Source organism: Blautia sp. OF09-25XD, from assembly GCF_003482095.1.
Lineage (GTDB): Bacteria > Bacillota > Clostridia > Lachnospirales > Lachnospiraceae > Fusicatenibacter > Fusicatenibacter saccharivorans.
Map to the genome: position 1 here is coordinate 234,310 of NZ_QUMG01000003.1, position 23,091 is coordinate 257,400.

General features: G+C 50.6%; 15 protein-coding genes and 2 pseudogenes. 15 read left to right on the forward strand and 2 right to left on the reverse strand.

What is annotated here, in order from left to right; all coding sequences use genetic code 11:
• Window positions 1-36 precede the first annotated feature (36 nt).
• Window positions 37-1,263 carry a dicarboxylate/amino acid:cation symporter gene (locus DXA93_RS04320; protein ID WP_055219933.1) on the forward strand — a complete coding sequence of 409 codons (1,227 nt, stop codon included), beginning with the start codon at window positions 37-39 and terminating at the stop codon, window positions 1,261-1,263.
• A gap of 67 nt (window positions 1,264-1,330) precedes the next feature.
• Here DXA93_RS04320 and DXA93_RS04325 read toward each other — a convergent pair whose 3' ends face one another.
• Entirely contained in the window at window positions 1,331-2,545 is a 1,215-nt protein-coding gene (locus DXA93_RS04325) for a GNAT family N-acetyltransferase (protein WP_022462381.1), read from the reverse strand.
• Between the two features lie 240 nt (window positions 2,546-2,785).
• Between DXA93_RS04325 and DXA93_RS04330 the strand changes: the two are divergent.
• The 10 genes and pseudogenes from DXA93_RS04330 to DXA93_RS04380 form a co-directional block, all read left to right on the forward strand.
• A pseudogene (locus DXA93_RS04330) lies at window positions 2,786-3,037 on the forward strand (TIM-barrel domain-containing protein); the annotation flags it as partial.
• Between the two features lie 191 nt (window positions 3,038-3,228).
• Window positions 3,229-5,292 (forward strand): diguanylate cyclase, encoded by a 2,064-nt coding sequence (locus DXA93_RS04335; protein ID WP_330427248.1) that lies wholly within the window; start codon window positions 3,229-3,231, stop codon window positions 5,290-5,292.
• Window positions 5,293-5,559: 267 nt separating this feature from the next.
• A complete protein-coding gene (locus DXA93_RS04340) occupies window positions 5,560-6,351 on the forward strand; it encodes a shikimate kinase (protein ID WP_022462671.1) in 792 nt (263 codons plus the stop codon).
• A 314-nt stretch (window positions 6,352-6,665) separates the two neighbouring features.
• Window positions 6,666-7,055, forward strand: coding sequence for a hypothetical protein (locus DXA93_RS04350; RefSeq protein ID WP_147399513.1), 390 nt, complete (start codon window positions 6,666-6,668; stop codon window positions 7,053-7,055).
• On the forward strand, window positions 7,013-8,431 hold the full coding sequence (locus DXA93_RS04355) for a peptide ABC transporter substrate-binding protein (RefSeq protein WP_119207774.1): 1,419 nt from the start codon (window positions 7,013-7,015) through the stop codon (window positions 8,429-8,431). The genes DXA93_RS04350 and DXA93_RS04355 overlap by 43 nt, the downstream gene beginning before the upstream one ends.
• Window positions 8,432-8,545: 114 nt before the next feature.
• Window positions 8,546-9,502 (forward strand): ABC transporter permease, encoded by a 957-nt coding sequence (locus tag DXA93_RS04360; protein ID WP_022462669.1) that lies wholly within the window; start codon window positions 8,546-8,548, stop codon window positions 9,500-9,502.
• A gap of 10 nt (window positions 9,503-9,512) precedes the next feature.
• On the forward strand, window positions 9,513-10,430 hold the full coding sequence (locus tag DXA93_RS04365; protein ID WP_119207775.1) for an ABC transporter permease: 918 nt from the start codon (window positions 9,513-9,515) through the stop codon (window positions 10,428-10,430).
• Window positions 10,431-10,448: 18 nt separating this feature from the next.
• A complete protein-coding gene (locus tag DXA93_RS04370) occupies window positions 10,449-11,480 on the forward strand; it encodes an ABC transporter ATP-binding protein (RefSeq protein WP_119207776.1) in 1,032 nt (343 codons plus the stop codon).
• Window positions 11,480-12,481, forward strand: coding sequence for an ABC transporter ATP-binding protein (locus DXA93_RS04375; RefSeq protein WP_055219925.1), 1,002 nt, complete (start codon window positions 11,480-11,482; stop codon window positions 12,479-12,481). The genes DXA93_RS04370 and DXA93_RS04375 overlap by 1 nt, the downstream gene beginning before the upstream one ends.
• 3 nt (window positions 12,482-12,484) lie before the next feature.
• Complete coding sequence (locus DXA93_RS04380) at window positions 12,485-12,838, forward strand: hypothetical protein (protein WP_055219923.1); 354 nt, start codon at window positions 12,485-12,487, stop codon at window positions 12,836-12,838.
• A gap of 81 nt (window positions 12,839-12,919) precedes the next feature.
• Here DXA93_RS04380 and DXA93_RS04385 read toward each other — a convergent pair whose 3' ends face one another.
• Complete coding sequence (locus tag DXA93_RS04385; protein ID WP_117509871.1) at window positions 12,920-13,507, reverse strand: AAA family ATPase; 588 nt, start codon at window positions 13,505-13,507, stop codon at window positions 12,920-12,922.
• Window positions 13,508-13,674: 167 nt separating this feature from the next.
• Here DXA93_RS04385 and ispG point away from each other — a divergent pair, with 167 nt between their 5' ends.
• The 4 genes and pseudogenes from ispG to DXA93_RS18305 all read left to right on the forward strand — a co-directional run bounded on the left by ispG (window position 13,675) and on the right by DXA93_RS18305 (window position 23,016).
• A complete protein-coding gene (ispG, locus tag DXA93_RS04390) occupies window positions 13,675-14,730 on the forward strand; it encodes a flavodoxin-dependent (E)-4-hydroxy-3-methylbut-2-enyl-diphosphate synthase (RefSeq protein WP_022462663.1) in 1,056 nt (351 codons plus the stop codon).
• Between the two features lie 20 nt (window positions 14,731-14,750).
• A complete protein-coding gene (locus DXA93_RS04395; RefSeq protein WP_022462662.1) occupies window positions 14,751-19,340 on the forward strand; it encodes a PolC-type DNA polymerase III in 4,590 nt (1,529 codons plus the stop codon).
• 113 nt (window positions 19,341-19,453) lie between these two features.
• A pseudogene (locus DXA93_RS18300) lies at window positions 19,454-21,987 on the forward strand (DUF5717 family protein); the annotation flags it as partial.
• A 39-nt stretch (window positions 21,988-22,026) separates the two neighbouring features.
• On the forward strand, window positions 22,027-23,016 hold the full coding sequence (locus DXA93_RS18305; protein WP_243109146.1) for a DUF5717 family protein: 990 nt from the start codon (window positions 22,027-22,029) through the stop codon (window positions 23,014-23,016).
• Window positions 23,017-23,091: the final 75 nt, after the last annotated feature.

Genomic DNA, 23,091 nt, shown 5'->3' on the forward strand with positions numbered 1-23,091 from the left:
CTCTTACTCTGTGAAAAAGGAGAGAAGAGAGAACATATGAAAAAGTTTTATGCATGGTATCAGAAGCATATTACAGGTGCGATCTTTACCGGACTGATTCTCGGTATCTTAACCGGACTTCTTCTGGCGGACCGCTTTACGCCGATTCTGACCGTAACCGGCGTCATCGGCGGCATCTACATGAACGCCTTGAATATGATGATTTTCCCGATGGTATTCTGCTCAATTGTCATGGGTATCTGCAGCATCGGAAATGCAAAAACGACAGGTAAGATCACCGGCTACTCGATGATTTTCTTCCTGTGCACCACCGCGATTGCAAGTGCAGTCGGCATTATCATTCCAAGACTGATCCGCCTCGGAAAGGGAGTCCATTTTGAGATGGCAACTTCCGATATCCAGGCGACCGAGATGACCAGCATCCTCGACACGATCAAAAACCTGATCCCGTCCAACCCGGTGAAGGCGTTTGCGGAGGGCAACATGCTCCAGGTACTCGTGTTCGCTGTCGTTGTCGGCTTTACGCTGATTGCGGTCGGAGAGAAGGGACAGCCGCTCTTAAACGTGATCGACTCCCTGAATGAGGTCTGTTTAAAAGTCATCAGCACCGTTATGTACTTCACCCCGATCGGTGTCTTCTGTACGATCGTGCCGGTTGTCGAGGCAAACGGAACCAAAACCATCGTTTCCTTGGCAACCCAGCTCATCATTCTGTATGTGGCATTCTATGGATTTGCGATCGTCGTCTACGGCGGCGCTGTAAAACTCATCGGAAAGACGAGTCCGGTCAAGTTCTTTAAGGCGATCATGCCGGCAGCCCTGAATGCATTCGGAACATGTTCCAGTTCCGCGACGATCCCAATCAGCAAGCGCTGTGTCGAGAAAGAACTCGGCGTTTCGAACCAGATCAGCAGTATCGCAATCCCGCTCGGTGCCACCGTCAATATGGATGCGGTATCGATCCTGATGTCGTTTATGATCATGTTCTTCGCAAATGCCTGCGGCATCAACGTCAGCATTTCGATGATGGTGATCATTCTGCTTGCCAACGTCCTGCTTTCTGTCGGAACACCGGGTATCCCGGGCGGCGCGATCGCATCATTCGCAGCACTCGCCACGATGGCAGGTCTTCCGGCCGGCGTCATGGGCGTTTACATCAGCATCAACACACTGTGTGACATGGGTGCCACATGCGTCAACGTCATCGGCGATATGGCAGGCTGCGTTGTGCTGCAGGAGAAAATCAAACTGGAAGAAAACTAAAAAATGTTACATAGAAAAAGAGGGATTCCTTTCACGGGAGTCCCTCTTTTGCAATGCGTAAAATAAATTAAATATAGTCCGAAACATATGGAATATGGTGGAAGAGCAGGTCATCCAGGCATTCCACAGTCTGCGGCGTCGTTTCGATGCGCGCCATCTCATACAGCTTGGAAGCCGTCTTGTAGCCGAGCAGCAGTGTCGTGAGCGATGCGATCGTCATTTTCATCACATGGTCCGGCTCGCGGTCGGTCGGCACACAGTGTCCTTTTTCAAAGAAGAATGTGAAGCTGTCATTGTTCCACGGAAGCAGCTCATCCTCGATCTCAAAACGGATACACACATCCGGCTCGTCGGGGTCGCAGGCGTAATGTTCCATAAACTGCACGACATCGATGATACGCCCCATCGAGTACGGGCGAATCGTTTCTTTGATATCGCTGTCCTCAAGCTCGAACGCGATGGGTTCACTGTAGTAGTTATTTCCTTTGACCTCATCGATCATGGAATCGTGCGCATGAATATACTCCCAGAGTCCCAGCTGCGCTTCGCGGTTCAGATAGATCATCTCTTTGATATGCATGATATCGGAGCTGATCAGATAGACCATGTAGCCGTACGGCACATCATCAGCGGAATAGTAGATCGCAACGACGGTATCATCCTCATCCCAGCGGAAATATTCTTCCCACGCCAGATTGTTGCGGTAGAGGCAGCCGTGCGTCTTCGAAGCAAATTTGGTATGTAGTTCCTTGAAATCCTTGTCATCCCATGCCACGCGGCGCACATAGCCAGGGGCTTTGAGTTTCCGCGGCACCTGCGTGTCCTTGATGGTGTACGTCATCTTATTGGAAATGATTTCCCATCCGAGATTCCGGTAGAGCGGAATAGAGTAGGGATAGAGAAGCGCAAAGGAACGGTGGTTTTCCCGCATGCGCGTGAGACTCCGGATCATCAGCTTTTTCATGATGCCCTGGCCGGTGTATTCCGGGTAGGTGCAGACGCTGGTGACAAAACCGACGGGATAGCGGACACCGTAGATATTCATGTCCAGCGGATAAACCGCAAACTGTGATACCAGATCCTCCTCGCAGAAACAGCCGAGCACATCGGCACGGACGAGAACCGGGAATTTGGACTGCTTGATTTCATCGTCTTTCCATCCGCTTTCGGAAAGCTCCTGCTCTGTAACCTGAAAGGCGTAGCGCAGAAGTGCATTGTACTGCTCTGCGTCGTCGATGGTCAGCGGGCGGAAGGTTAAGTTCGAATCTTTCGTTTGAATCATGGATTACTCCCTCATTTTATTGTGAATCAAAGTATAGTGAATCAGATACTTTATTTTTTCGTAAATATTCTATCATAAGAAATGGAATTTGTGCAGTTAAAAATAAAGCCCATTCCGCAAATTTGGTAAAAAGATCAAAATAGTGTTAGAAATCGGATAAAAACTTCAAGAAACAGACAAAAAATCTAATAAAATGAAAAACATACAGGGACAGTCTGCGCGAAAAAGCAGACATACGATTTCCAGGGTGACTGCGTTGAGATCGACGTGTTCAATCCGGAGACAAGAAAATATGTCTGGGACGTATGCAAGAAGAACTACTACGATTACGGCATCAATGCTTTCTGGCTGGATAACTCCGAGCCGGATTACGGTGTTTACGATTTCGATCATTACCGCTATATTGAAGGACCGGCGCTCTCCTGCAGCAACATCTATCCGCAGTTATACAGCCGTGTCTTCTATGATAAGAAGAAAAAACCGACCGCGTAAAAACGGTCGGTTTTTTTGAATAAATTTCCATTACAGGACGGTTTTTGTACACTTTTTTCTTGACGAAACGGGAAACAATCGTTACACTATTATGTATAACTGTAATTAAAATGGGAAAATGTAGCAAAACGCGGAAGCACACAAAGGGGTAATGAAGTTTTGTGTGTACCGGGGAGAAGAGAGGGAAACAGATGAATCAGACCGAATTGCCGGAATGTGAAAAAATAAATAAGAAAGAGCCTTCTAAGGATGTTCAGATGACACAGAAACAGGCAGAACGTCTGGTGGAACATCTGAAGAATATTTTCATGTATGTGCGGGTTCTCCGTCCGGATGAGATCGGAGATTTTATTATCGATGAAGAGAATGGCAAGCTGTGTGAATGCTACGCAGTATGGAACAAAGCGATGCCGTGCCTTAACTGTATTTCCGAAAAAGCCCTGCGGGAGAAATCGCAGAAATCAAAACTGGAATGCATTGCGTCGAATGTGTATCAGGTCATTGCAAGATACGTGGAGATCGAAGGAGAACCATGCGTGATCGAGATGATCAACCGTCTCGACGATGAAACACTGATGGACTCCGAAGGACGCCAGAATCTGGTAAGCAAGCTGAACAGCTACAGCGAAGAGCTGTATCGTGACGCGCTGACCGGAGTATTCAACCGCCGCTACTTCGAAGACCAGATCCGGGACGCCAGCTTTTGCTGCGGCGTAGCCATGATCGATCTCGATGATTTCAAATTATACAACGATACATACGGCCACAATGCCGGAGATATGGCGCTTGACACCATTGTAAAGACCGTCAACCGCTGCACCCGACGTACCGACCGTCTGATCCGCTTAGGAGGAGACGAATTTCTGCTGGTTCTGCCGGAGATGGATGAGGAAAACTTTGTACAGAAATTAAAACAGATTCAGTCACAGATCCATGAGGCACAGGTGCCGGGCTACTCGAAGATGCGTCTTTCCGTCAGCGTAGGAGGTGTTCTGACAAGAGATGAGACGATCGGCGAAGCTGCGATGCGTGCCGACCAGCTGATGTATCTTGCAAAACAACGGAAAAACATGGTTGTCACCGAGAAAGACCAGATCCTGGGTTGTCAGGACGATGTTGTCCGTCAGGAAAACCGCAGAGAAAAACAGCGCATCCTGATCGTGGATGATTCCGAGATGAACCGTATCATCCTCTCGGAGATTCTGCAGGATGAATACGATATCATCGAGGCTTCCACCGGCGAAGAGTGCCTGCGTCTGCTGGAAGAATACGGAACAGGCCTTGCGCTGATCCTTCTGGATATCGTCATGCCGGGCATGGACGGTTTCGGAGTGCTTGACTACATGAACCGCAACCACTGGATCGAAGAGGTTCCGGTCATCATGATATCGAGCGAGGATTCCACCGCATTTGTGCGCCGTGCGTATGAGCAGGGCGTATCCGATTATATCAGTCGTCCGTTTGATGCAAAAGTTGTTTACCAGCGTGTCTTCAACACGATCAAATTATATGCAAAACAGCGCCGTCTCGTGACGCTCGTCACCGAGCAGATTTACGAAAAAGAGAAAAACAATCAGATGATGATCAGTATCCTGAGCCATATCATGGAATTCCGGAATGGCGAGAGCGGACTTCATGTCCACCACATCAACGTTCTGACCAGTATGCTCCTCGAGCGTCTGGTACAGAAGACAGACCGCTACCACTTAAGCTGGTCCGATCAGCTGATGATCACAACGGCATCCGCGCTGCACGATATCGGAAAGATGGGCATTGACGAAAACATTTTAAATAAGCCGGGAAGGCTGACGAAAGAAGAGTTCGAGGAGATGAAGAAACATACCCTGATCGGAGCGTCCATGCTGAAGAGCCTGGAACTGTATCAGGACGAGAAGCTGGTACAGATTGCGTACCAGATCTGTCGCTGGCATCATGAGCGGTACGACGGAAAGGGTTACCCGGACGGCTTAAAAGGTGAGGAGATCCCGATTGCAGCCCAGGTTGTATCGATTGCCGATGTTTACGATGCGCTGACAAGCGAGCGTGTCTACAAATCGGCATACACGCACGAGAAAGCCATCGAGATGATCCTGAACGGCGAGTGCGGTACCTTCAGCCCGCTGATGCTCGAGTGTCTGCTCGATATCAAAGATGCCATCTGCGAGGAGCTGAACACCATATCCGAAGAAAAACAGACTTCGATTCAGATTGAAAAGCTGAAAAAGAATCTGAAATCGGGGGGGGGGCAGAGCTGAGTTTTCTGAACTCTGAGGAGAAGTTATCCACAGAAGATGCCTGGGAGAACAGGTATCATGCGGATTCGAAAGACGATCTTAAATAAAAATATACCAAAACCCATGGATTTCTGAAAAGATTCCATGGGCTTTTCGCACCTTTGTGCAAATTTTTGTTGTGATTCCGGAGGACAACTGCTATAATAACAGAAAATGTCAAAAAATACGACAAAAATACCGGAAGAGGGCTGTGCGAACAAGTACACACAAGTCTGGAAAGGATAAAACATGAATCAGTTGGAAGTATTACGAGAGAGCCTCGGACAGTGCGATGAGATTATTCTGGATGCGCTGCTGATGAGAAACCGTATTGTCGAGGACATTATGGTATATAAAGAAGCAAATAACGTGCCGATTCTCCAGCCGGAGCAGGAAGCAAAACAGAAGGAATGGCTGGAACGCCGGATGCAGGAAAAACGCCATAAAAACGAAGTGGCGGATGTTTTCGAGAGCATCACAAGAAACAGTAAAAAGATTCAGGCAAGAAAGCTGTTCAATTATAATATTGTACTGATTGGCTTCATGGGAGCCGGAAAGAGCACCATTTCCGATTATCTCAAAACCGTGTTTGCCATGGATATCATCGAGATGGATCAGATCATCGCAGAGCGTGCCGGTATGAGCATCTCCGATATTTTTGAGACTTACGGCGAACAGTATTTCCGTGACTGCGAGACGAATCTTCTGATTGAAATGCAGTCGAGAACAAACGTTGTCATTTCGTGCGGCGGCGGAACTCCGATGCGTGAGTGCAACGTTGTAGAGATGAAAAAGAACGGCCGCGTTGTTCTTCTGACTGCAAAGCCGGAGACGATTTTAGACCGTGTCAAAGACAGCCACGACAGACCGCTGATTGAGAACAACAAAACCGTTCCGTTTATTGCAGATCTGATGAGCAAGCGCCGTGAGAAATATGAGGCCGCAGCCGATATTATCATCGAGACGGACGGAAAGAGCGAGCTGGAGATCTGTGAGGAGCTGATCCACAGCCTGCGGCAGATGGATGCAAAAGCGGAATAAAAGAGAAAAGCAAGGGAAAAAGGAAAAGAGACTGCTGTGTGTAACGGAGGTCTCTTTCTTTTTTGCGTAACCGTGACACAAAAAACAGAAAACGCAAAATTTACGGGAAAAGGATTGACAAAACAGATATTTCCCGATATTCTGATAAAAGTTGGGCTAAAATCGCATGGAAAAAGTGAAAAAACAAGGTATTATTTTGTGTTATTGTCCGAACAAGAGAAAAAATTCAGGATAATTATATGAAATACAATGGCCCGTGTGCAGACACAGCCGGATCTGCCGGGGAAGGTCTGCGGAAAAAAGGAGGAACATCAATGAGAAAAAGAAACAAAGTCGTTTCTCTGCTTCTGGCAGGATGCATGGCAGCCGGTCTTCTGGCCGGATGCGGAAGCAGCGGAGAGACACAGGTAGCAACTGCTGACAATGCCACGGCGGCATCAACCAGTACTGGAGCAGCAGATTCAGCAGCAACGGATTCAGCAGCACCGGAGACTGCAGGCGAAGTGGACGGACAGATCAATCTTCGTGCAGTAGCCTTTGGAAACAATTTCGATGTGCAGGATATGGGATGGCGCTGGATGATGGGAGAGTGTTACGAAGGACTGATGCGTGACGTGGCAGATGAAACGGAGACCGTTTCGAGTATGCCGGTGCAGAATCCATGGACGTATCCGATGACGGACTGGTTTACACTTTCCATCTGAGAAAGGATGCCAAATGGTCCGACGGACAGCCGGTTACCGCAGCAGATTATGAGTACGGCTGGAAACGTCTGTTAAATCCGGAATACGGCTATTCCTATTCTTTCTACCTGTTCAACGTAGTAGGAGCAGAGGAGTATTATAACGGACAGGGTTCTGCCGATGAGATCGGAATCAAAGCAGTTGACGATTACACCTTCGAGGTTACCTTAAAGGTAGCGGATCCGACCTTCCAGTCCAAGCTGGTAGCAACTCCGCTTTACCCGACCCGTCAGGATGTCGCAGAGGCAGCCGGAGACCAGTGGGGAAAAGACTGGACAAAATGTGTCTACAACGGACCGTTTGCCATGACCAACCTGGTAGAAGATAACTCCATGACATGGGTGAAAAATGACCAGTACTGGGATAAGGACAACGTAAAACTGAATCAGGTAAACTGGTACTGTGTAGCAGAGAACGCAACAGCAGCAACCATGTTCGATAACGGACAGCTGGACGTTTTCGATGCAGCAGGCGATTACATTGCAAAATATGACAAAGAAGTAGAAGCAGGCAATATGCAGACCATGACCACCGAGTACCCGGGAACTATGGTTCTGTGCTACGAGCAGTCTGAGGGCGGAAAATCCGGTCTGATGAAAAACGTAAACATCCGCAAGGCAATTTCCTACTCCATCAACCGTGAGGAGATGGTATCAGCTGTTTACGGAAGATACACCGCAGCTTACGGCTTCGTTTCCCCGGCGATCACGCTCGACGGAACTTCCTACCGCAAGCAGGCGTCGGAGACGATGAAAGAGGAATATGAGCAGTATGCAGGCGATGCAGACAAGTTAAAAGCACTGTTCCAGAAAGGCCTTGATGAGCTTGGTATCACCGACAAACCGGAAGACATCACCATTACACTGCTGTCCCAGGGTTCTGCTACCGAGAATCAGCTCGAGAGAGAGTACCTGCAGCAGTCCATTTCCCAGAATCTGGGCGTAAAGGTAGAGCTGAATACCGTTGGCGATTACCAGATGTTTGCAAACGAGCGCGATAACAAGAACTACGATATCTTTGTAGGCGGATGGTTCAGCGATTACAACGATCCGCTGGATTTCCTGAACGTCATGAAGACAGGCGTTTATGATTCCTACGGCCTCTATAGCAACAGCGAGTACGACAGCCTGATCGATTCTCTGACCGGAGAGAACGACAACGCAAAACGCCTTGAGATTTACCAGAAGCTGGAAGATCTGCTGGTTGCACAGGATTGTGGTGTTGCACCGCTGTACTACTCTGATAAACATTACTATTATCAGAACTGGGTAAAAGATTTCTACACATCCTCCTTCGGCGCAAGCCAGGAGCTTTACAGAGCATCTGTACAGAAATAAAAAAGCAGCAAAACAGAAGAAATGAGGGAAGAAGGGCTTATGAAACAATAGGCTCTTCTTTCGCTATCATAATAAAATTCCGGTCGAAAAAGACCGGACAGGGAGAGGATTTTTATGCCAAAATATTTACTGCGCCGTTTTGCAGAAATGCTGATCACACTGTTTCTGATTGCAACGGCCACGTTTTTCCTTCTGGAAGCGGTTCCGGGAGATCCGCTGACGGAGCGTGCGAGCAAGCTCTCGCCGACCGTAAAGGAAAACCTCTATAAGCGCTACGGCCTCGACAAGCCAATGATGGAGCGCTATGTGATCACAATGAAGGGAATCTGCAAGGGAGAGTTCGGGGAATCTGTTGTCTATGCGGGACAGACGGTACAGAAGCTGATTCATGACCGTCTTCCGGTATCCGCCCGCCTTGGTATCCAGCAGGTGCTGGTCGGTATCACGATCGGTCTGCTGCTTGGAATTCTTGCGGCAATGAGGAGGGGAAGCTTCTGGGACTATATGGTGATCGCCCTGTCGGTCCTCTTGATTTCCATTCCGAACCTGATCTTTGGTCTGATGCTTCAGAAAATTTTCGCAGGTAACCTGAAGGTTCTGCCGACGATCGGCTGGCCTGCGGGAAAGGATCTGTGGTTCGGAGGATGGGAATACACGATTCTTCCGACCCTGACAGGATGCTTTTCTTATATCGCAACGTATGCGCGTCTGCTGAAAACCTCGATGCTCGATGTGATCAATCAGGATTACGTGCTGACTGCTGAATCGAAGGGCTTAAGCCGCGGACAGATTATCCGCCGCCATATCCTTCGGAACTCGTTTATCCCGGTTATCACACAGCTTCCGATGTCGGTTGCCATGTGTATCACAGGCTCCTTCTTCATCGAGAGCATCTTTTCCATCCCGGGAATCGGACAGTATTATGTGACGGCGGTCAATAACCAGGATCTTTCCATTATCATGGGAGAGACGGTTATTATCGCAGCACTTTACATCGGTGTTCTCTTTATCACGGACCTGCTGTACGTGGTCGTTGACCCGAGAATCAGTCTGACAGGAAAGAGCAGATAAGGAGGATATTATGGCAGCATTAACACCGGAAAAATTTAAAGTAATAGGATACACCGAGGAAGATGCGAACCGGATTGACCGCCCGACCATTTCCTACTGGCAGGACGCCTGGAGACGGCTCCGCAAAAATCCGATCGCAATGGGATCTCTTGTTGTGCTCGGCATTCTGCTTGTCATGGTCATCATCGGACCGCATATCAAAGGATATGATTATGTATCCATGAATATCGCCGAGAAAAACCAGGGCGTATCGTCAAAATACTGGTTTGGAACCGACAACCTGGGACGTGACCTCTTCTCAAGAGTCTGGGTCGGCGCGCGGGCATCACTGATCATCGCGATCGTTGCAACGGCAATCAAACTCATCATTGGAACGGTATATGGCGCGCTGATGGCACATTTCGGCGGCTGGGTCGATGAGGTTCTGATGCGGATCATCGAGGTTATCAACTCGATTCCGTCTCTGCTTCTTACGATTCTGATCATGATGATTCTTGGAAATAACCTGTTTGCACTTCTGGTCGCGCTTAGTGTCACCGCATGGTGTAGCACGGCACGTCAGGTGCGCGGTATGATCAAACAGCTCCGTGAGACGGAATACGTTTACGCGGCGGAGGTGCTCGGTGCAAAACCGCTCCGCATCATCTTAAAACACTATGTACCGAATATGCTGGGTATCCTGATTCTGGATACGGCGACGGCAATCCCGATGTTTATTTTTACGGAGGCAGGTCTTAGCTTCCTCGGCATCGGCCTCAAGGCACCATCGATCAGCCTTGGTGTCCTGATTTCGATGGGACAGCAGAACATGGATTTCTATCCGTCACAGCTTCTGTTCCCATGTCTCGTGCTCTGTATCATCGTTATGGCATTCAACCTTCTGGGAGACGGCCTGCGCGATGCCCTGGATCCGAGACTTCGCCAGTAATAAGTGGGAGATAACGATATGAACGAACAAAACAATCCGATTCTGGAAGTAAAAAACTTAAGAGTCTCTTATCACACCTATGCCGGTGAAGTAAAGGCAGTCCGCGGTGTACAGTTTTCTCTCGAGAAAGGTCAGGCGCTCGCAATTGTGGGCGAATCCGGCTGCGGAAAATCTGTAACGGCGAAATCCATCATGGGCATCATCAAGGCCCCGCAGGGTGAGATTAAAGAGAACAGTGAAATTCTCTACAATGGAGAGAATATTCTGAAATACAACAAAAAACAGTGGCAGCATTACAAAGGCGGCGAGTGTGCAATCATTTTCCAGGATGCGCTGGCTTCCTTAAATCCGACGATGCGTGTCGGAAAACAGATTATGGAAAATCTGATGGGCCACAAAAACATGACAAAACAGGAAGCGGCAAAGGAGGCTGTCGAGATGCTGCGCATGGTCGGCATCCCGGAGCCGGAAAAACGTGTCAGACAGTATCCGCACGAATTTTCCGGCGGTATGCGTCAGCGTGTTATGATCGCGATTGCATTTGCCTGTGATCCGAAAATTCTGATCTGTGACGAGCCGACGACCGCGCTCGATGTGACAATTCAGGGACAGATTCTCGATATTATCAAGAATCTGCAGAAGAAAAACCAGACGTCCGTTATCATGATCACACATGATCTTGGTGTTGTGGCGAATATCGCACAGAAGATTGCTGTCATGTATTCCGGTATTATCGTGGAAAGCGGAACGTGTGAGGATATTTTCTATCGTCCGCGTCACCCGTATACCTGGGCGCTGATCCGTTCCGTACCGCGTCTGGATCTGAAGAACAAGCAGGAACTCGCGACAATTCCGGGAACTCCGCCGGATCTTTTAAACCCGCCGGTCGGATGTCCGTTCTGCACGCGGTGCAGCTACTGTATGCCGATCTGTAAGGAAGAGATGCCGGAGGCAACGGAATTCGGCGGCGAGCATAAGGCTGCCTGCTGGCTCCATCACCCGATGGCACCAAAAGTAGAAATGCCAAATCTGGAAGGAGGAGAACTGTAATGGAAAATAACGAAAAAGAAGTGCTTTTTTCCGTTTCCCATCTGAAAAAATATTTTCAGGTCGGAAACCATGCGACCTTAAAGGCCGTGGATGATGTCTCCTTCGATATCTACAAAGGTGAGACACTTGGAATGGTTGGCGAATCCGGATGCGGAAAGACAACGTGCGGCCGTACGTGCATCGGCCTGTATGACAAGACAGACGGACAGGTGCTCTACAAGGGAACCGATGTCCATGCGTTAAACGGAAAAGAGCGGTTTGCCTTCAAAAAACAGGTACAGATGGTCTTCCAGGATCCGTATGGATCGCTCGACCCACGTATGACCGTTGCCGACATCATCGGCGAGGGCATCGACATTCACCATCTGGCAAAGAATAAGAAAGAGCGCCAGGAGATGATCTACAAATATCTGGAGCTGGTCGGACTGAACCGCGAGCATGCGAACCGTTTCGTGCACGAGTTTTCCGGCGGACAGCGCCAGCGAATCGGTATCGCGCGTGCGCTTGCCGTGCAGCCGGAGTTCATCGTTCTTGATGAGCCGATCTCCGCACTCGACGTTTCGATTCAGGCGCAGATCGTCAACCTGCTTGTGGACTTACAGAAGAAGATGGGTCTGACCTATCTTTTCGTTGCGCATGATCTGTCGATGGTCAAACATATTTCCGACCGTGTGGCGGTTCTGTATCTGGGAACTCTCGTCGAGCTGACGACATCCGAGGAGCTGTACGCCAACCCGCGCCACCCGTACACACAGGCACTGCTCTCCGCGATTCCGATTCCGGACCCGAAAGTAGAGGCAGAGCGCGACCGCAAAAAAATCCGCCTCGAAGGCGAGGTGCCGAGCCCGATCAACACGAAGCCGGGCTGCAAATTCCAGGGAAGATGCAAGTACGCAAAAGACATCTGCCGACAGCAGATGCCGGAATTAAAAGACGTGGGCAACAATCACTTTGTGGCATGTCATTTCTGCGATGCGTTAGAAGAAAATAAGGAATTATAAAACATGGAAAAGATAAAGAACATCTGCCGTGATCTCGGCAAAGCATTTACAATCGGCCTGCTCTCCGGCGGCGCTGCGGCAGCTGTGCTGCTGCTGGGAGGATTCCTCTTTGGGGGATTCACGTTCCGCGCTGCCCTTGAGGCGGCGAAAGACGGCCTGCTGCTGATCGCGGCCCTCGGCATGTTCGTGATCGCCGGAATGCTGATGGTAAAAGGCAAAAACCCGGAGAAATTCACGCAGAAGGAAAAATGGCGCGTCCACTTTGCCGTGCTCGGATATAAGAGTGTGTTCGCAGTTCTCTGCGTTTCCTGGGTGCTGTGGGCGGCAGCGGCGGATTATCTTTTGTATCGGATGTGAAAATAGTTTCTATAAATAAAAAGAGAATTTTGCAGACTGTAAAAATGAGGTCCGGCAAAATTCTCTTTTTTCGTTTAGTCGTTATTCGTCTTCGAGACGGGAGATAACCATCTCCATGGATTTCTGATATTCTTCATCCGAAGAATTGTAGAACAGCATCAGATCGAGGCAGCTGCTCATTTTCTTCAGTGCTTCCGGGATGGAGTAGTCGATCGTTTTCACATATTCATCCCAGTGCTCCAGCTTCCACGTATCGCGCACGGAGTTGCGGTCGATCATGCGCTGGTGGCAGATCTCCGGTTTTGTGACAACCCAGATCACAACAAGCTTTGCCCCATGGTCAGCGAGCTTTTTGGAGAAGTCTTTCAGGAACTTCTCATCATGCACTTCGCGTGTGAATGGTGCGTTGATCAGCACAATATCGTCATACTCGAGTGCTTCCAGTCCGAAATTGACCGTTACTTCATATTCATAATCGCGGATATTCTCCTCGAAGAAATCAGAACTGCGGTTGATTTCCTGTCCGCCCGCTTTGAAAACGCGGTTCGACAGCGGAATGACCGTATCCTTGTCGAGATAAACAACGTGTTTCAGCTCCTTGGCGAGCTGTTTTGAAATGTATGTCTTTCCGCACGCCGGCGGCGAGGTTACGAGGATCATCTTTTTCATCGTTTGTATGTCGTCCTTTCCAGTTGAATAAAAAAAATCACTCCTAGCATTATAGAAAATTTGGGAAAAAATTGCAAGAGAAAAGACGGTTGTGCCGGAGAAAAAATTGTCTTATAATAAAATAAGATTTTTATGCCATCACGGAGAAAATAAATGGAGGAAAGACAATGAGCAGAGCAAATACACGAGTTGTGAAAATCGGCGACCGGGTCATCGGAGGCGGAAATCCGATTCTGATCCAGTCTATGACGAATACCAAAACAGAAGATGTGGAGGCAACCGTAAAGCAGATCCAGGCGCTCACGGAAGCCGGATGTGACATTATCCGATGCGCCGTCCCGACCATGGAGGCAGCCAAGGCGCTGTCCGAGATCAAAAAGCAGATCTCGATTCCGCTTGTAGCAGATATTCATTTTGACTATCGATTGGCGATCGCCGCGATCGAAAACGGAGCCGATAAAATCCGCATCAACCCGGGCAACATCGGCAGCCGCGACCGGATCCAGGCGGTTGTAGATGCAGCAAAAGAACGCCAGATTCCGATCCGCGTCGGCGTCAACAGCGGTTCACTCGAAAAAGAGCTGGTGGAAAAATACAACGGCGTAACGGCAGAGGGCCTGGTGGAGAGCGCGCTCGACAAAGTGCGGATCATTGAGGAGATGGGCTATGACAATCTCGTCATCAGTATCAAATCGTCTGATGTGATGATGTGTGCAAAAGCGCATGAGCTGATCACGAACCAGACGGATCATCCGCTTCATGTCGGCATTACGGAGGCAGGAACGCTGTATTCCGGCAACATCAAATCGGCAGTGGGGCTCGGTATTATTTTATATCAGGGCATCGGAGATACGATCCGTGTTTCCCTGACCGGCGATCCGCTCGAGGAAATCAAATCCGCAAAACGGATCTTAAAGACCCTGGGACTTCGAAAAGGCGGCATTGAGGTCGTATCGTGTCCGACCTGCGGACGAACCCAGATTGACCTGATCGGACTGGCAAACCAGGTGGAAACACTGGTGCAGGGCTACGATCTTGATATCAAGGTTGCCGTCATGGGCTGCGTGGTCAACGGACCGGGCGAGGCAAAAGAGGCGGATCTTGGTGTTGCAGGCGGAAAAGGCGTCGGCATTTTAATTAAAAAAGGTGAAATCGTGAAAAAAGTACCGGAGAGCGAGCTGCTGTCCGTCTTAAAGGACGAGCTGGATCACTGGGGCAAGTAAAAAAGAAAGCAGGAATAGGAATGGAAAAACAGTTTCAGGAAGTATTTCCGGATTTGAGAATCGAAGGGGGCATGGCAGAGCTTCTCGATACCGTGGAGGTTTCGCGGGTATCGATCAATAAGAAAAAAGATCTGCTGCGGATCTATGTGGTCAGCCATCAGTGGATTCACAAAAAATATATTTATCAGCTGGAGCGCCAGATCGAGGAGCAGCTCTTTTCCAACGTGCCGCTGCGCGTGAAGATTATTGAGCGGTTCTATCTGTCGCGCCAGTATACGCCGGAAAACTTTCTGGAGGTGTACCGTCCGAGTATCCTGCTCGAGCTGAAAAACCACAGTGTCTTTCTGAATCATCTGTTTTCGACTGCCGAGATTACCTTCCCGGAGACGAACAAAATGCACCTGGTGCTCGTGGATTCCGTTGTGGCAAAGGAGCGCGAGGAGGAGCTGGTCCACATTCTCGAGAAAATCTTCTGTGAGCGGTGCGGCTTCGACCTGATCGTGGAAACCGAGATGAGAAAGCCGGAGGGCGAGAGCCGCGCCATGAGAAATTCCGAGCTCCGCATCCGGGAGGAAGTGCGCCACGTTCTGGCGCATACCCATTACGGTGAGATGCTCGGCGAAAAAGAGCAGAACCGGATGGAAGAGCAGGCGGAAGCAGCAGGCGAACAGCCAAAAGCAGCCGCAGCAGCCAAGGGCGGCGAGGCGAAAAAAGAAAAAGCAGCAGACGGCGGAAGGGGAAAAGGTTTTTCCGGCGGCGGACGCGGTTCCTTCAAGAAAGGCAAGGGCAGTTTCAGCCGGAATGCGGACAATCAGCCGCGCAAATCCTCCAATCCGGATGTGCTGTACGGAAGAGATTTCGAGGATGAGAGCGTGGAGATTCTGAAAATCGGCGATGAGATCGGTGATGTTGTCATCCGAGGAAGAGTCCAGAGTGTGGATATGCGCGAGATCCGGAATGAGCGTACGATTTTCATGTTCACGATCACCGACTTTACGGATACCATCGGCGTCAAGATTTTCGTCCAGAACGCGGAAGTGCCGGAATTAAAGGATGCGATCAAAAAAGGCGCGTTCATTAAAGTAAAAGGAAAAACGACGGTTGATGCATTTGACCACGATCTGACGGTTATGTCTGTCTGGGGCATCAAGAAGATCACCGATTTCCGTACCGGCCGTCAGGATACGAGTCCGGTGAAGCGTGTGGAGCTGCACTGTCATACAAAGATGAGCGATATGGACGGTGTCACCGATGCTGCCCGTCTGGTACAGCGTGCCTACGAGTGGGGCCATCCGGCGATCGCGATCACTGACCACGGCGTGGTGCAGTCCTTCCCGGAGGCAAACCATGCAATCGAGGCGATCGACGGCGCTTACCGGAAAAAATACCAGGCAGAGCACCCGGATGCGACAAAAGATGAGCTGAAAAAAGTTTCGGCTCCGTTCAAGGTCATCTACGGCATGGAGGCTTATCTCGTCGACGACTTGAAAGATATCGTTGTCAACAGCAAAGGACAGGACATCCACGGAAGCTACGTTGTGTTTGATATCGAGACGACGGGATTTTCCCCGGTTGTCAACAAAATCATCGAGATCGGCGCCGTCCGTGTGGAAAACGGAGCAATTGTCGATAAGTTTTCCACTTTCGTTAACCCGAAAGTCCCGATCCCGTTCCGGATTGAGAACCTGACCGGCATCAACGACAACATGGTTCTTGACGCGCCGGACATCGAAACGGTGCTGCCGAAATTCCTGGAGTTCAGTGAGGGAGCCGTTATGGTTGCCCACAATGCTTCGTTTGATATGAGCTTTATCGAGCACAACTGCGTCCTGCAGGGGATCGAGCGGGAATTTACAACGGCGGACACCGTCGCCATGGCGCGTTTCCTGCTGCCGGGCCTGAACCGTTTCAAGCTGGATACCGTTGCGAAGGCGGTCGGCGTATCGTTGGAAAACCATCACCGTGCGGTGGACGATGCCGGCTGTACGGCGGAAATTTTCGTGAAATTCGTAAAAATGCTGGAGGAGCGCAATATTCTGACTCTGGATGACCTGAATGCGCAGGGAAAAGTATCGGAGGAGGCTGTGCGCAAGCTTCCATCGTACCATGCGATCATTCTGGCAAAGAACGAGACGGGACGTGTCAATCTGTACCGCCTCGTGTCGGAATCCCACCTGAAATACTACAACCGCCGGCCGAAGCTGCCAAAGAGCGTCTACCTGAAATACCAGGACGGTCTGATGATCGGATCTGCCTGCGAGGCGGGCGAACTTTACCAGGCAATCCTGCGCGGTGAACCGGATGCGGCGATTGCGCGTCTCGTGGACTTCTACGATTATCTGGAAATCCAGCCGATCGGCAACAACGCGTTCATGATCAAAAAAGAGGACGTTTCTGCCGTAGAGAGCGAGGAGGATTTAAAGGAGATCAACAGGCGCATTGTTAAACTCGGCGAGCAGTTCCATAAGCCTGTTGTGGCAACGTGCGACGTCCACTTCATGGATCCGCAGGACGAGATCTACCGCCGCATCATCATGACCGGAAAAGGTTTTGATGACGCGGATGAGCAGGCACCGCTGTTCCTGCGCACCACCGAGGAGATGCTTGAAGAGTTTTCATATCTCGGAAGTGAGAAAGCGGAGGAGGTCGTCATCACCAATCCGCGCAAAATCTCCGACCTTGTCGAGAAAATCTCCCCGATCCGTGCCGGAAAATTCCCGCCGGTCATCGAAGATTCCGACAAGACACTGCGTAGAATCTGCTACGACCGCGCGCATGAAATCTACGGCGAGGAGCTGCCGGAGATCGTTTCCGCGCGCCTCGAGCGAGAGCTGAACTCCATTATTTCCAACGGATACGCCGTTATGTACATCATCGCACAGAAACTGGTGTGGAAGTCGAACGAGGACGGATACCTTGTAGGATCGCGTGGTTCCGTCGGTTCCTCGTTCGTTGCGACGATGGCGGGAATCACGGAGGTAAACCCGTTGAGCCCGCATTACTACTGCGAGTCGTGTCATTACAGCGAGTTCGATTCGCCGCGCGTCAAAGAGTACGTCGGCCGCGCCGGATGCGATATGCCGGACGCCGTCTGCCCGAACTGCGGCAAGCCGCTGAAAAAAGCGGGATTTGATATCCCGTTCGAGACGTTCCTTGGATTCAAGGGAAATAAAGAGCCGGATATCGACCTGAACTTCTCCGGTGATTACCAGAGTAAGGCGCACAAATACACAGAGGTTATTTTCGGCGCCGGTCAGACGTTCCGTGCGGGAACCATCGGTACGCTGGCGGATAAAACAGCGTTCGGTTACGTGAAGAACTATTACGAAGAGCGCGGCCAGCACAAACGGAACTGCGAGATCGACCGTATCGTGGAAGGATGCACCGGCATCCGCCGTACCACCGGCCAGCACCCGGGCGGTATCATCGTTCTGCCGTTCGGTGAGGATATCAACTCCTTCACCCCGGTGCAGCATCCGGCGAACGATATGACAACCGACATCATTACGACCCATTTCGATTACCACTCCATTGATGCCAACCTCTTAAAGCTCGACATTCTCGGACACGATGATCCGACCATGATCCGTATGCTCGAGGATATCACGCACCTTGATGCGCAGACGATTCCGCTCGATAACCCGGAGGTCATGTCGCTGTTCAAGAGCACCGAGGCGCTCGGCATCAAGCCGGAGGACATCGGCGGCTGCCCGCTTGGATGTCTTGGCGTGCCGGAGTTCGGTACCGATTTCGTTATCCAGATGCTTCTGGACACGAAGCCGCAGTCGTTCTCCGACCTGATCCGTATCTCTGGTCTGTCGCACGGAACCGACGTATGGCTCGGCAATGCGCAGACATTGATCGAGGAGGGCAAGGCGACGATTTCCACCGCCATCTGTACCCGGGACGATATCATGATCTACCTGATCGACAAGGGACTCGAAAGTGAGCTTTCCTTTACGATCATGGAGAGTGTGCGAAAAGGAAAGGGCTTAAAACCGGAGTGGGAAGAGGAGATGAAGGCACATGACGTGCCGGACTGGTACATCTGGTCATGTAAAAAGATCAAGTACATGTTCCCGAAAGCCCACGCGGCGGCGTACGTCATGATGGCGTACCGCATCGCTTACTATAAAATTTTCTATCCGCTGGCGTACTATGCGGCGTACTTCTCCATTCGTGCGTCCGCATTTTCCTACGAGCTCATGTGCATGGGACGCGACCGGCTGGAATATTATATGAAAGATTACGAAAAACGGAAAGACACGCTGACTCAGAAGGAGCAGGCAACCGTCAAGGATATGAAGATTGTCCAGGAAATGTACGCCCGCGGCTTCGATTTCGTGCCGGTGGACCTCTATAAGGCACAGGCGCACCGCTTCCAGGTCTACGATGACAAACATCTGATGCCGGCGCTCGACTCGATCGAGGGTCTGGGCGACAAGGCGGCCGACGCCGTTGTCCTTGCGGCACGAAACGGAAAATTCCTCTCGAAAGATGATTTCCGCGACCGCACCAAGGTCAGCAAGACGATTATCGACTTTATGGCGGACCTCGGTGTCTTCGGAGATCTGCCCGAAAGCAACCAGTTTTCGCTGTTCGACTATTAAAAGGAGCGTCCCCTTTCCGTTGCAATCCCGTGCGTCTTGGGGTATAATCAGACGTTGTGGAAAAGAACGAAAACGATTTAGATAAAATAAGGTGAAAAACATTGAGAAGAAGATTGGAACAACTGCTGAACGGCAGATTTGAATATGAGGTTCCCCATCTGCTGCTGTCCGAGACGGAGGTGGCCCTGACGCTGGACGAGGGGCAGAATTTCCGCGGAGAGCTGAATATCGGAGCGGAAGACGGGAGAAGAGTAAAAGGAATTGTGACCACAGATCATCAGAGAATCGTTCTGGCGAAAAATCAGTTCCAGGGAACGGCGAGTACGATTGAGTACGGCGTGGATACCAGCGGATTAAAAGCAGGCGATGAAATCTGTGGAAACATCACCGTCAGCAGCAATCTGGAGGAACGCTGCGTGCGGGTACACGTCTCGATTGCGGGAAAGACAATGAACATTTCCGGGCAGGAGATTCATTCCCTGGCAGATTTTGTGCATCTGGCAAGCCATGATTTCGGCGCAGCGTACCGCTTCTTTGTAAAAAAAGAGTTTGCACGTCTTCTTCAGAAAGAGGCACCGGAGCAGATGGCACTTTATCAGGGACTGTCCCACAAGCCGGTGACATTTCAGCATCTGGAGGAATTTCTGGTTGCCCTCGGTCAGAAAGAGCCGGTGATGCTTTCGGCGGAACAGCCGGAGAAAACTGTGCTTACCGTGGACCAGCCGCGCAAGGAAACACTGTATCTGTATAAAAATACCTGGGCTACGTCCGCATGGAAATCGAGGTGCAGGGAGACTTTCTGGAAGTGGAAAAGAAAGTCGTCACTTCAGAAGATTTCATCGGAAGCGTCTACGGTGTGGAATACATTATCCATCAGGAGAAAATCGGGAACGGCCGCCATTACGGCAGAATTACGGTGCGTCAGGGAAAACAGGAGCTTCGCTTTGAACTGGAAGTGACAAACAGCGAAAAGCATGTGACCAGCAGGAAAAATACGGAGCGCGACCGTCAGATAACTGCCATCGCGCGCGGCTATCTCGATCTGGCAGTCCATAAACGCGACTACCGTACCTGGTATCAGGACACCTGGGAGGCCATCGAGCAGTTCGAAAAAGCCGGCGGAGACATGGCGTGGGTGACGCTGGGAAAAGCATGGCTGTACGAGAGCCATGAGGAAACCGGAAAAGCAAGAGAAACGCTTTCTTACGTAAAAGAGCATCAGGAACTGCTGGACACCGCGGAGAAAAAAGGAGCGTACCTGTATCTGGCATGGAAGCTGAAAATGGAAGTGGGCCATACCGAGCTGGTATCACGCCTTGGAACACTGATGCGGCAGGAGAGTGCAAGCTATTTTCTGTTAAAGCTTGCCATTGATGCCGACGATTCCTGGCAGCAGTCGCTGACCCGTCAGCTCTACGCGATGGAACTTTGCTATGAGTGCGGGTGCAAGAGCCCGCTTCTGTATCTGGATGCGGCACAGCTCTATCTCCGCCAGGAGGGACAGCTCCGCCGGATTTCGCCGTTCACCGTTCAGGTGCTGAAATTTGCGCAGAAAGAAGGCATTTTAAGCGGGGAACTGTTAAAACGGGCCGCTTATCTTACAGAGACGATGAAAACGTTCGATGAGAATGTCTATCAGATTCTGACTGCGGGCTATGAGCGTTTTCCATCCGATGAAGTGCTCGAAGCCATCTGCAAACTGGTGATGAAGGGCCGCCCGGTGCGGAAGGAATATTTCCCGTGGTATGCAAAAGCCGTGGAGCGGAACATCCGCATCACGCGCCTGTACGAGTACTATATCGAAACGATGGATGCGTCGTTCGACGAGGTCCTTCCGCAGGTCATCCGGATGTATTTCTCCTACAGCAACACACTGGCAGGCCAGAAGAAAGCGCTGATCTACGCCAACGTGATCAAAAACCGCGAAAAAGACCGCCATACATTCCAGAGCTACCGCCCGGCGATGGAGGTTTTCACGGCAAGACAGATCCAGAAAGGCCGCATGAACCGCGAATACGCCGCACTGTACCGGACTTTTCTGAAAAAACCGGAAGATCCCGACAGCGCAAAAGCGATCGCAAATGTGCTGTTTACCCATCATGTAACGTGTGAAAATCCGAAAATCACGCGTGTGATCGTCTGCCATCCGGCGATGGCGGGCGAAACGTCTTATCCGATGACGGAACAGGGTGCTTATATCCGTCTGTACGGCAAAAAAGCGCGGATTCTTCTCGAAGATGAGCAGCGCAGAAGATATGCGGTGACAGAAACCTGCCGCGTAGAGCCATTGTTTACGGATGAAGAGCTTGCCCGTGCCTGCGGCGGTTTTGCCATTGAAAATCCGGGTCTGCTGCTGCACCTGTGCGGGGAGCAGGAAGAGGAGATGCAGCTTACCGCAGAAAATCTTGCCTGGTATCAGCAGACAGCGCGCACGAGCGCATTTTCCAGTGCTTACCGGAAAACAGTGCGTCAGAAACTGCTGGAATACTATCTTGCCCATCCGGATGAGCGTGAGACCGAGGCAGCTGTTGCAGAGCTGGAGGACAGCGCTTACGCAAAGGTGGACCGTATTTCTACGATCGAGCTTCTGGTACGCTACGGCTGTTACAGCCGCGCCTTTGCCCTGACGGATCGGTACGGCTACGAAAAGATCCCGGTGTCGTGTCTCTTCCGTCTGGCGCATGCGATGATTCTGGAAAAAGAGTTTACAGAGGACGAGGAGCTTCTCTATCTGGCATCCTACGTGGTAAAACAGGGCATTTACGATGAAATTGTATTGTGCTATCTGAGAGATTATTTCACCGGTTCTATTGAGGATATGTGCAGTTTATGGGATAAAATCCGCGGCTTTCAGATGGAGAGCGACAAGCTGGAGGAGCGCATTCTGACCTGGTCCGTCTTTGTGCGCAGCCACCCGAAGTGGGAGCAGGAAATGCTGGAGAGCTACATCCGCCAGAGCGGAAAAGAGCATGTCATTCTGGCATACCTGACGTATCTTGCGATCGGCTATTTTATGGACGGAAAACCGCTTTCGGATCAGATGTTTGACTACTTGGACCGCGCCTGGAAACAGGGCTGGGAGCTGGACGAGATCTGCCGTTTTGCGATGCTGAAACATCTTTCCACGAAGCCGCAGCTTTCTGAGGAGGAAGAAAAAGAGGCGCATACCCTGCTTCTGGCGTTTACAAAACAGGGACTCCGCTTTGCCTTCTACAAGGATCTGCCGGAGCACCTGACCGAAGGCTTCCAGATCGGCGACCGCATGTTCATCGAGGAGCGCCAGAGAGCGGAGGCAAAGGTGACGATTCATTACCGGACAAACGCCGAAGAAACATGGAAGAGCGAACCGATGCGCAATATGTATCAGGGCATTTTTGTGAAAGAGTTTCTGCTGTTCTACGGCGAGAAAATGGAGTATTACCTGACCTTTACGAACCGTCAGGGTGAGGGAAAAACAGAGGTGAAAACCGTCTCCATGACCGGCGAACCAAAAGCAGGAAAGACGCGGTACCAGCTTCTGAATCAGATGAAAGCAGCGCGCGCGGCAGGAGATTCGGAAAAAGCAGAAGAAGCATTCCAAAAGTATCTGCAGCAGGAGGCTCTGGTTCGGAACTGTTTTGCACTTGTGGATGAAAAGAAGCAGCAGGAGGATACGACATGGAACAGAAAAATTTAATTTTAGGATTTGATTTTGGAGAGAAATATTCCCAGTTCTGCTGCTATGACAGGGGAACCCATACGGCCGTTCCAT

Excerpts from the sequence above, each read along its gene's own strand:
- DXA93_RS04365 (WP_119207775.1), top strand. The coding sequence starts at position 9,513 with ATGGCAGCATTAACACCGGAAAAATTTAAAGTAATAGGATACACCGAG.
- ispG (WP_022462663.1), top strand. The coding sequence starts at position 13,675 with ATGAGCAGAGCAAATACACGAGTTGTGAAAATCGGCGACCGGGTCATC.
- DXA93_RS04375 (WP_055219925.1), top strand. The coding sequence starts at position 11,480 with ATGGAAAATAACGAAAAAGAAGTGCTTTTTTCCGTTTCCCATCTGAAA.
- DXA93_RS04370 (WP_119207776.1), top strand. The coding sequence starts at position 10,449 with ATGAACGAACAAAACAATCCGATTCTGGAAGTAAAAAACTTAAGAGTC.
- DXA93_RS04380 (WP_055219923.1), top strand. The coding sequence starts at position 12,485 with ATGGAAAAGATAAAGAACATCTGCCGTGATCTCGGCAAAGCATTTACA.
- DXA93_RS18305 (WP_243109146.1), top strand. The coding sequence starts at position 22,027 with ATGATTCTGGAAAAAGAGTTTACAGAGGACGAGGAGCTTCTCTATCTG.
- DXA93_RS04350 (WP_147399513.1), top strand. The coding sequence starts at position 6,666 with ATGAGAAAAAGAAACAAAGTCGTTTCTCTGCTTCTGGCAGGATGCATG.
- DXA93_RS04320 (WP_055219933.1), top strand. The coding sequence starts at position 37 with ATGAAAAAGTTTTATGCATGGTATCAGAAGCATATTACAGGTGCGATC.
- DXA93_RS04325 (WP_022462381.1), bottom strand. The coding sequence starts at position 2,545 with ATGATTCAAACGAAAGATTCGAACTTAACCTTCCGCCCGCTGACCATC.
- DXA93_RS04360 (WP_022462669.1), top strand. The coding sequence starts at position 8,546 with ATGCCAAAATATTTACTGCGCCGTTTTGCAGAAATGCTGATCACACTG.
- DXA93_RS04395 (WP_022462662.1), top strand. The coding sequence starts at position 14,751 with ATGGAAAAACAGTTTCAGGAAGTATTTCCGGATTTGAGAATCGAAGGG.
- DXA93_RS04355 (WP_119207774.1), top strand. The coding sequence starts at position 7,013 with ATGGACGTATCCGATGACGGACTGGTTTACACTTTCCATCTGAGAAAG.
- DXA93_RS04340 (WP_022462671.1), top strand. The coding sequence starts at position 5,560 with ATGAATCAGTTGGAAGTATTACGAGAGAGCCTCGGACAGTGCGATGAG.
- DXA93_RS04335 (WP_330427248.1), top strand. The coding sequence starts at position 3,229 with ATGAATCAGACCGAATTGCCGGAATGTGAAAAAATAAATAAGAAAGAG.
- DXA93_RS04385 (WP_117509871.1), bottom strand. The coding sequence starts at position 13,507 with ATGAAAAAGATGATCCTCGTAACCTCGCCGCCGGCGTGCGGAAAGACA.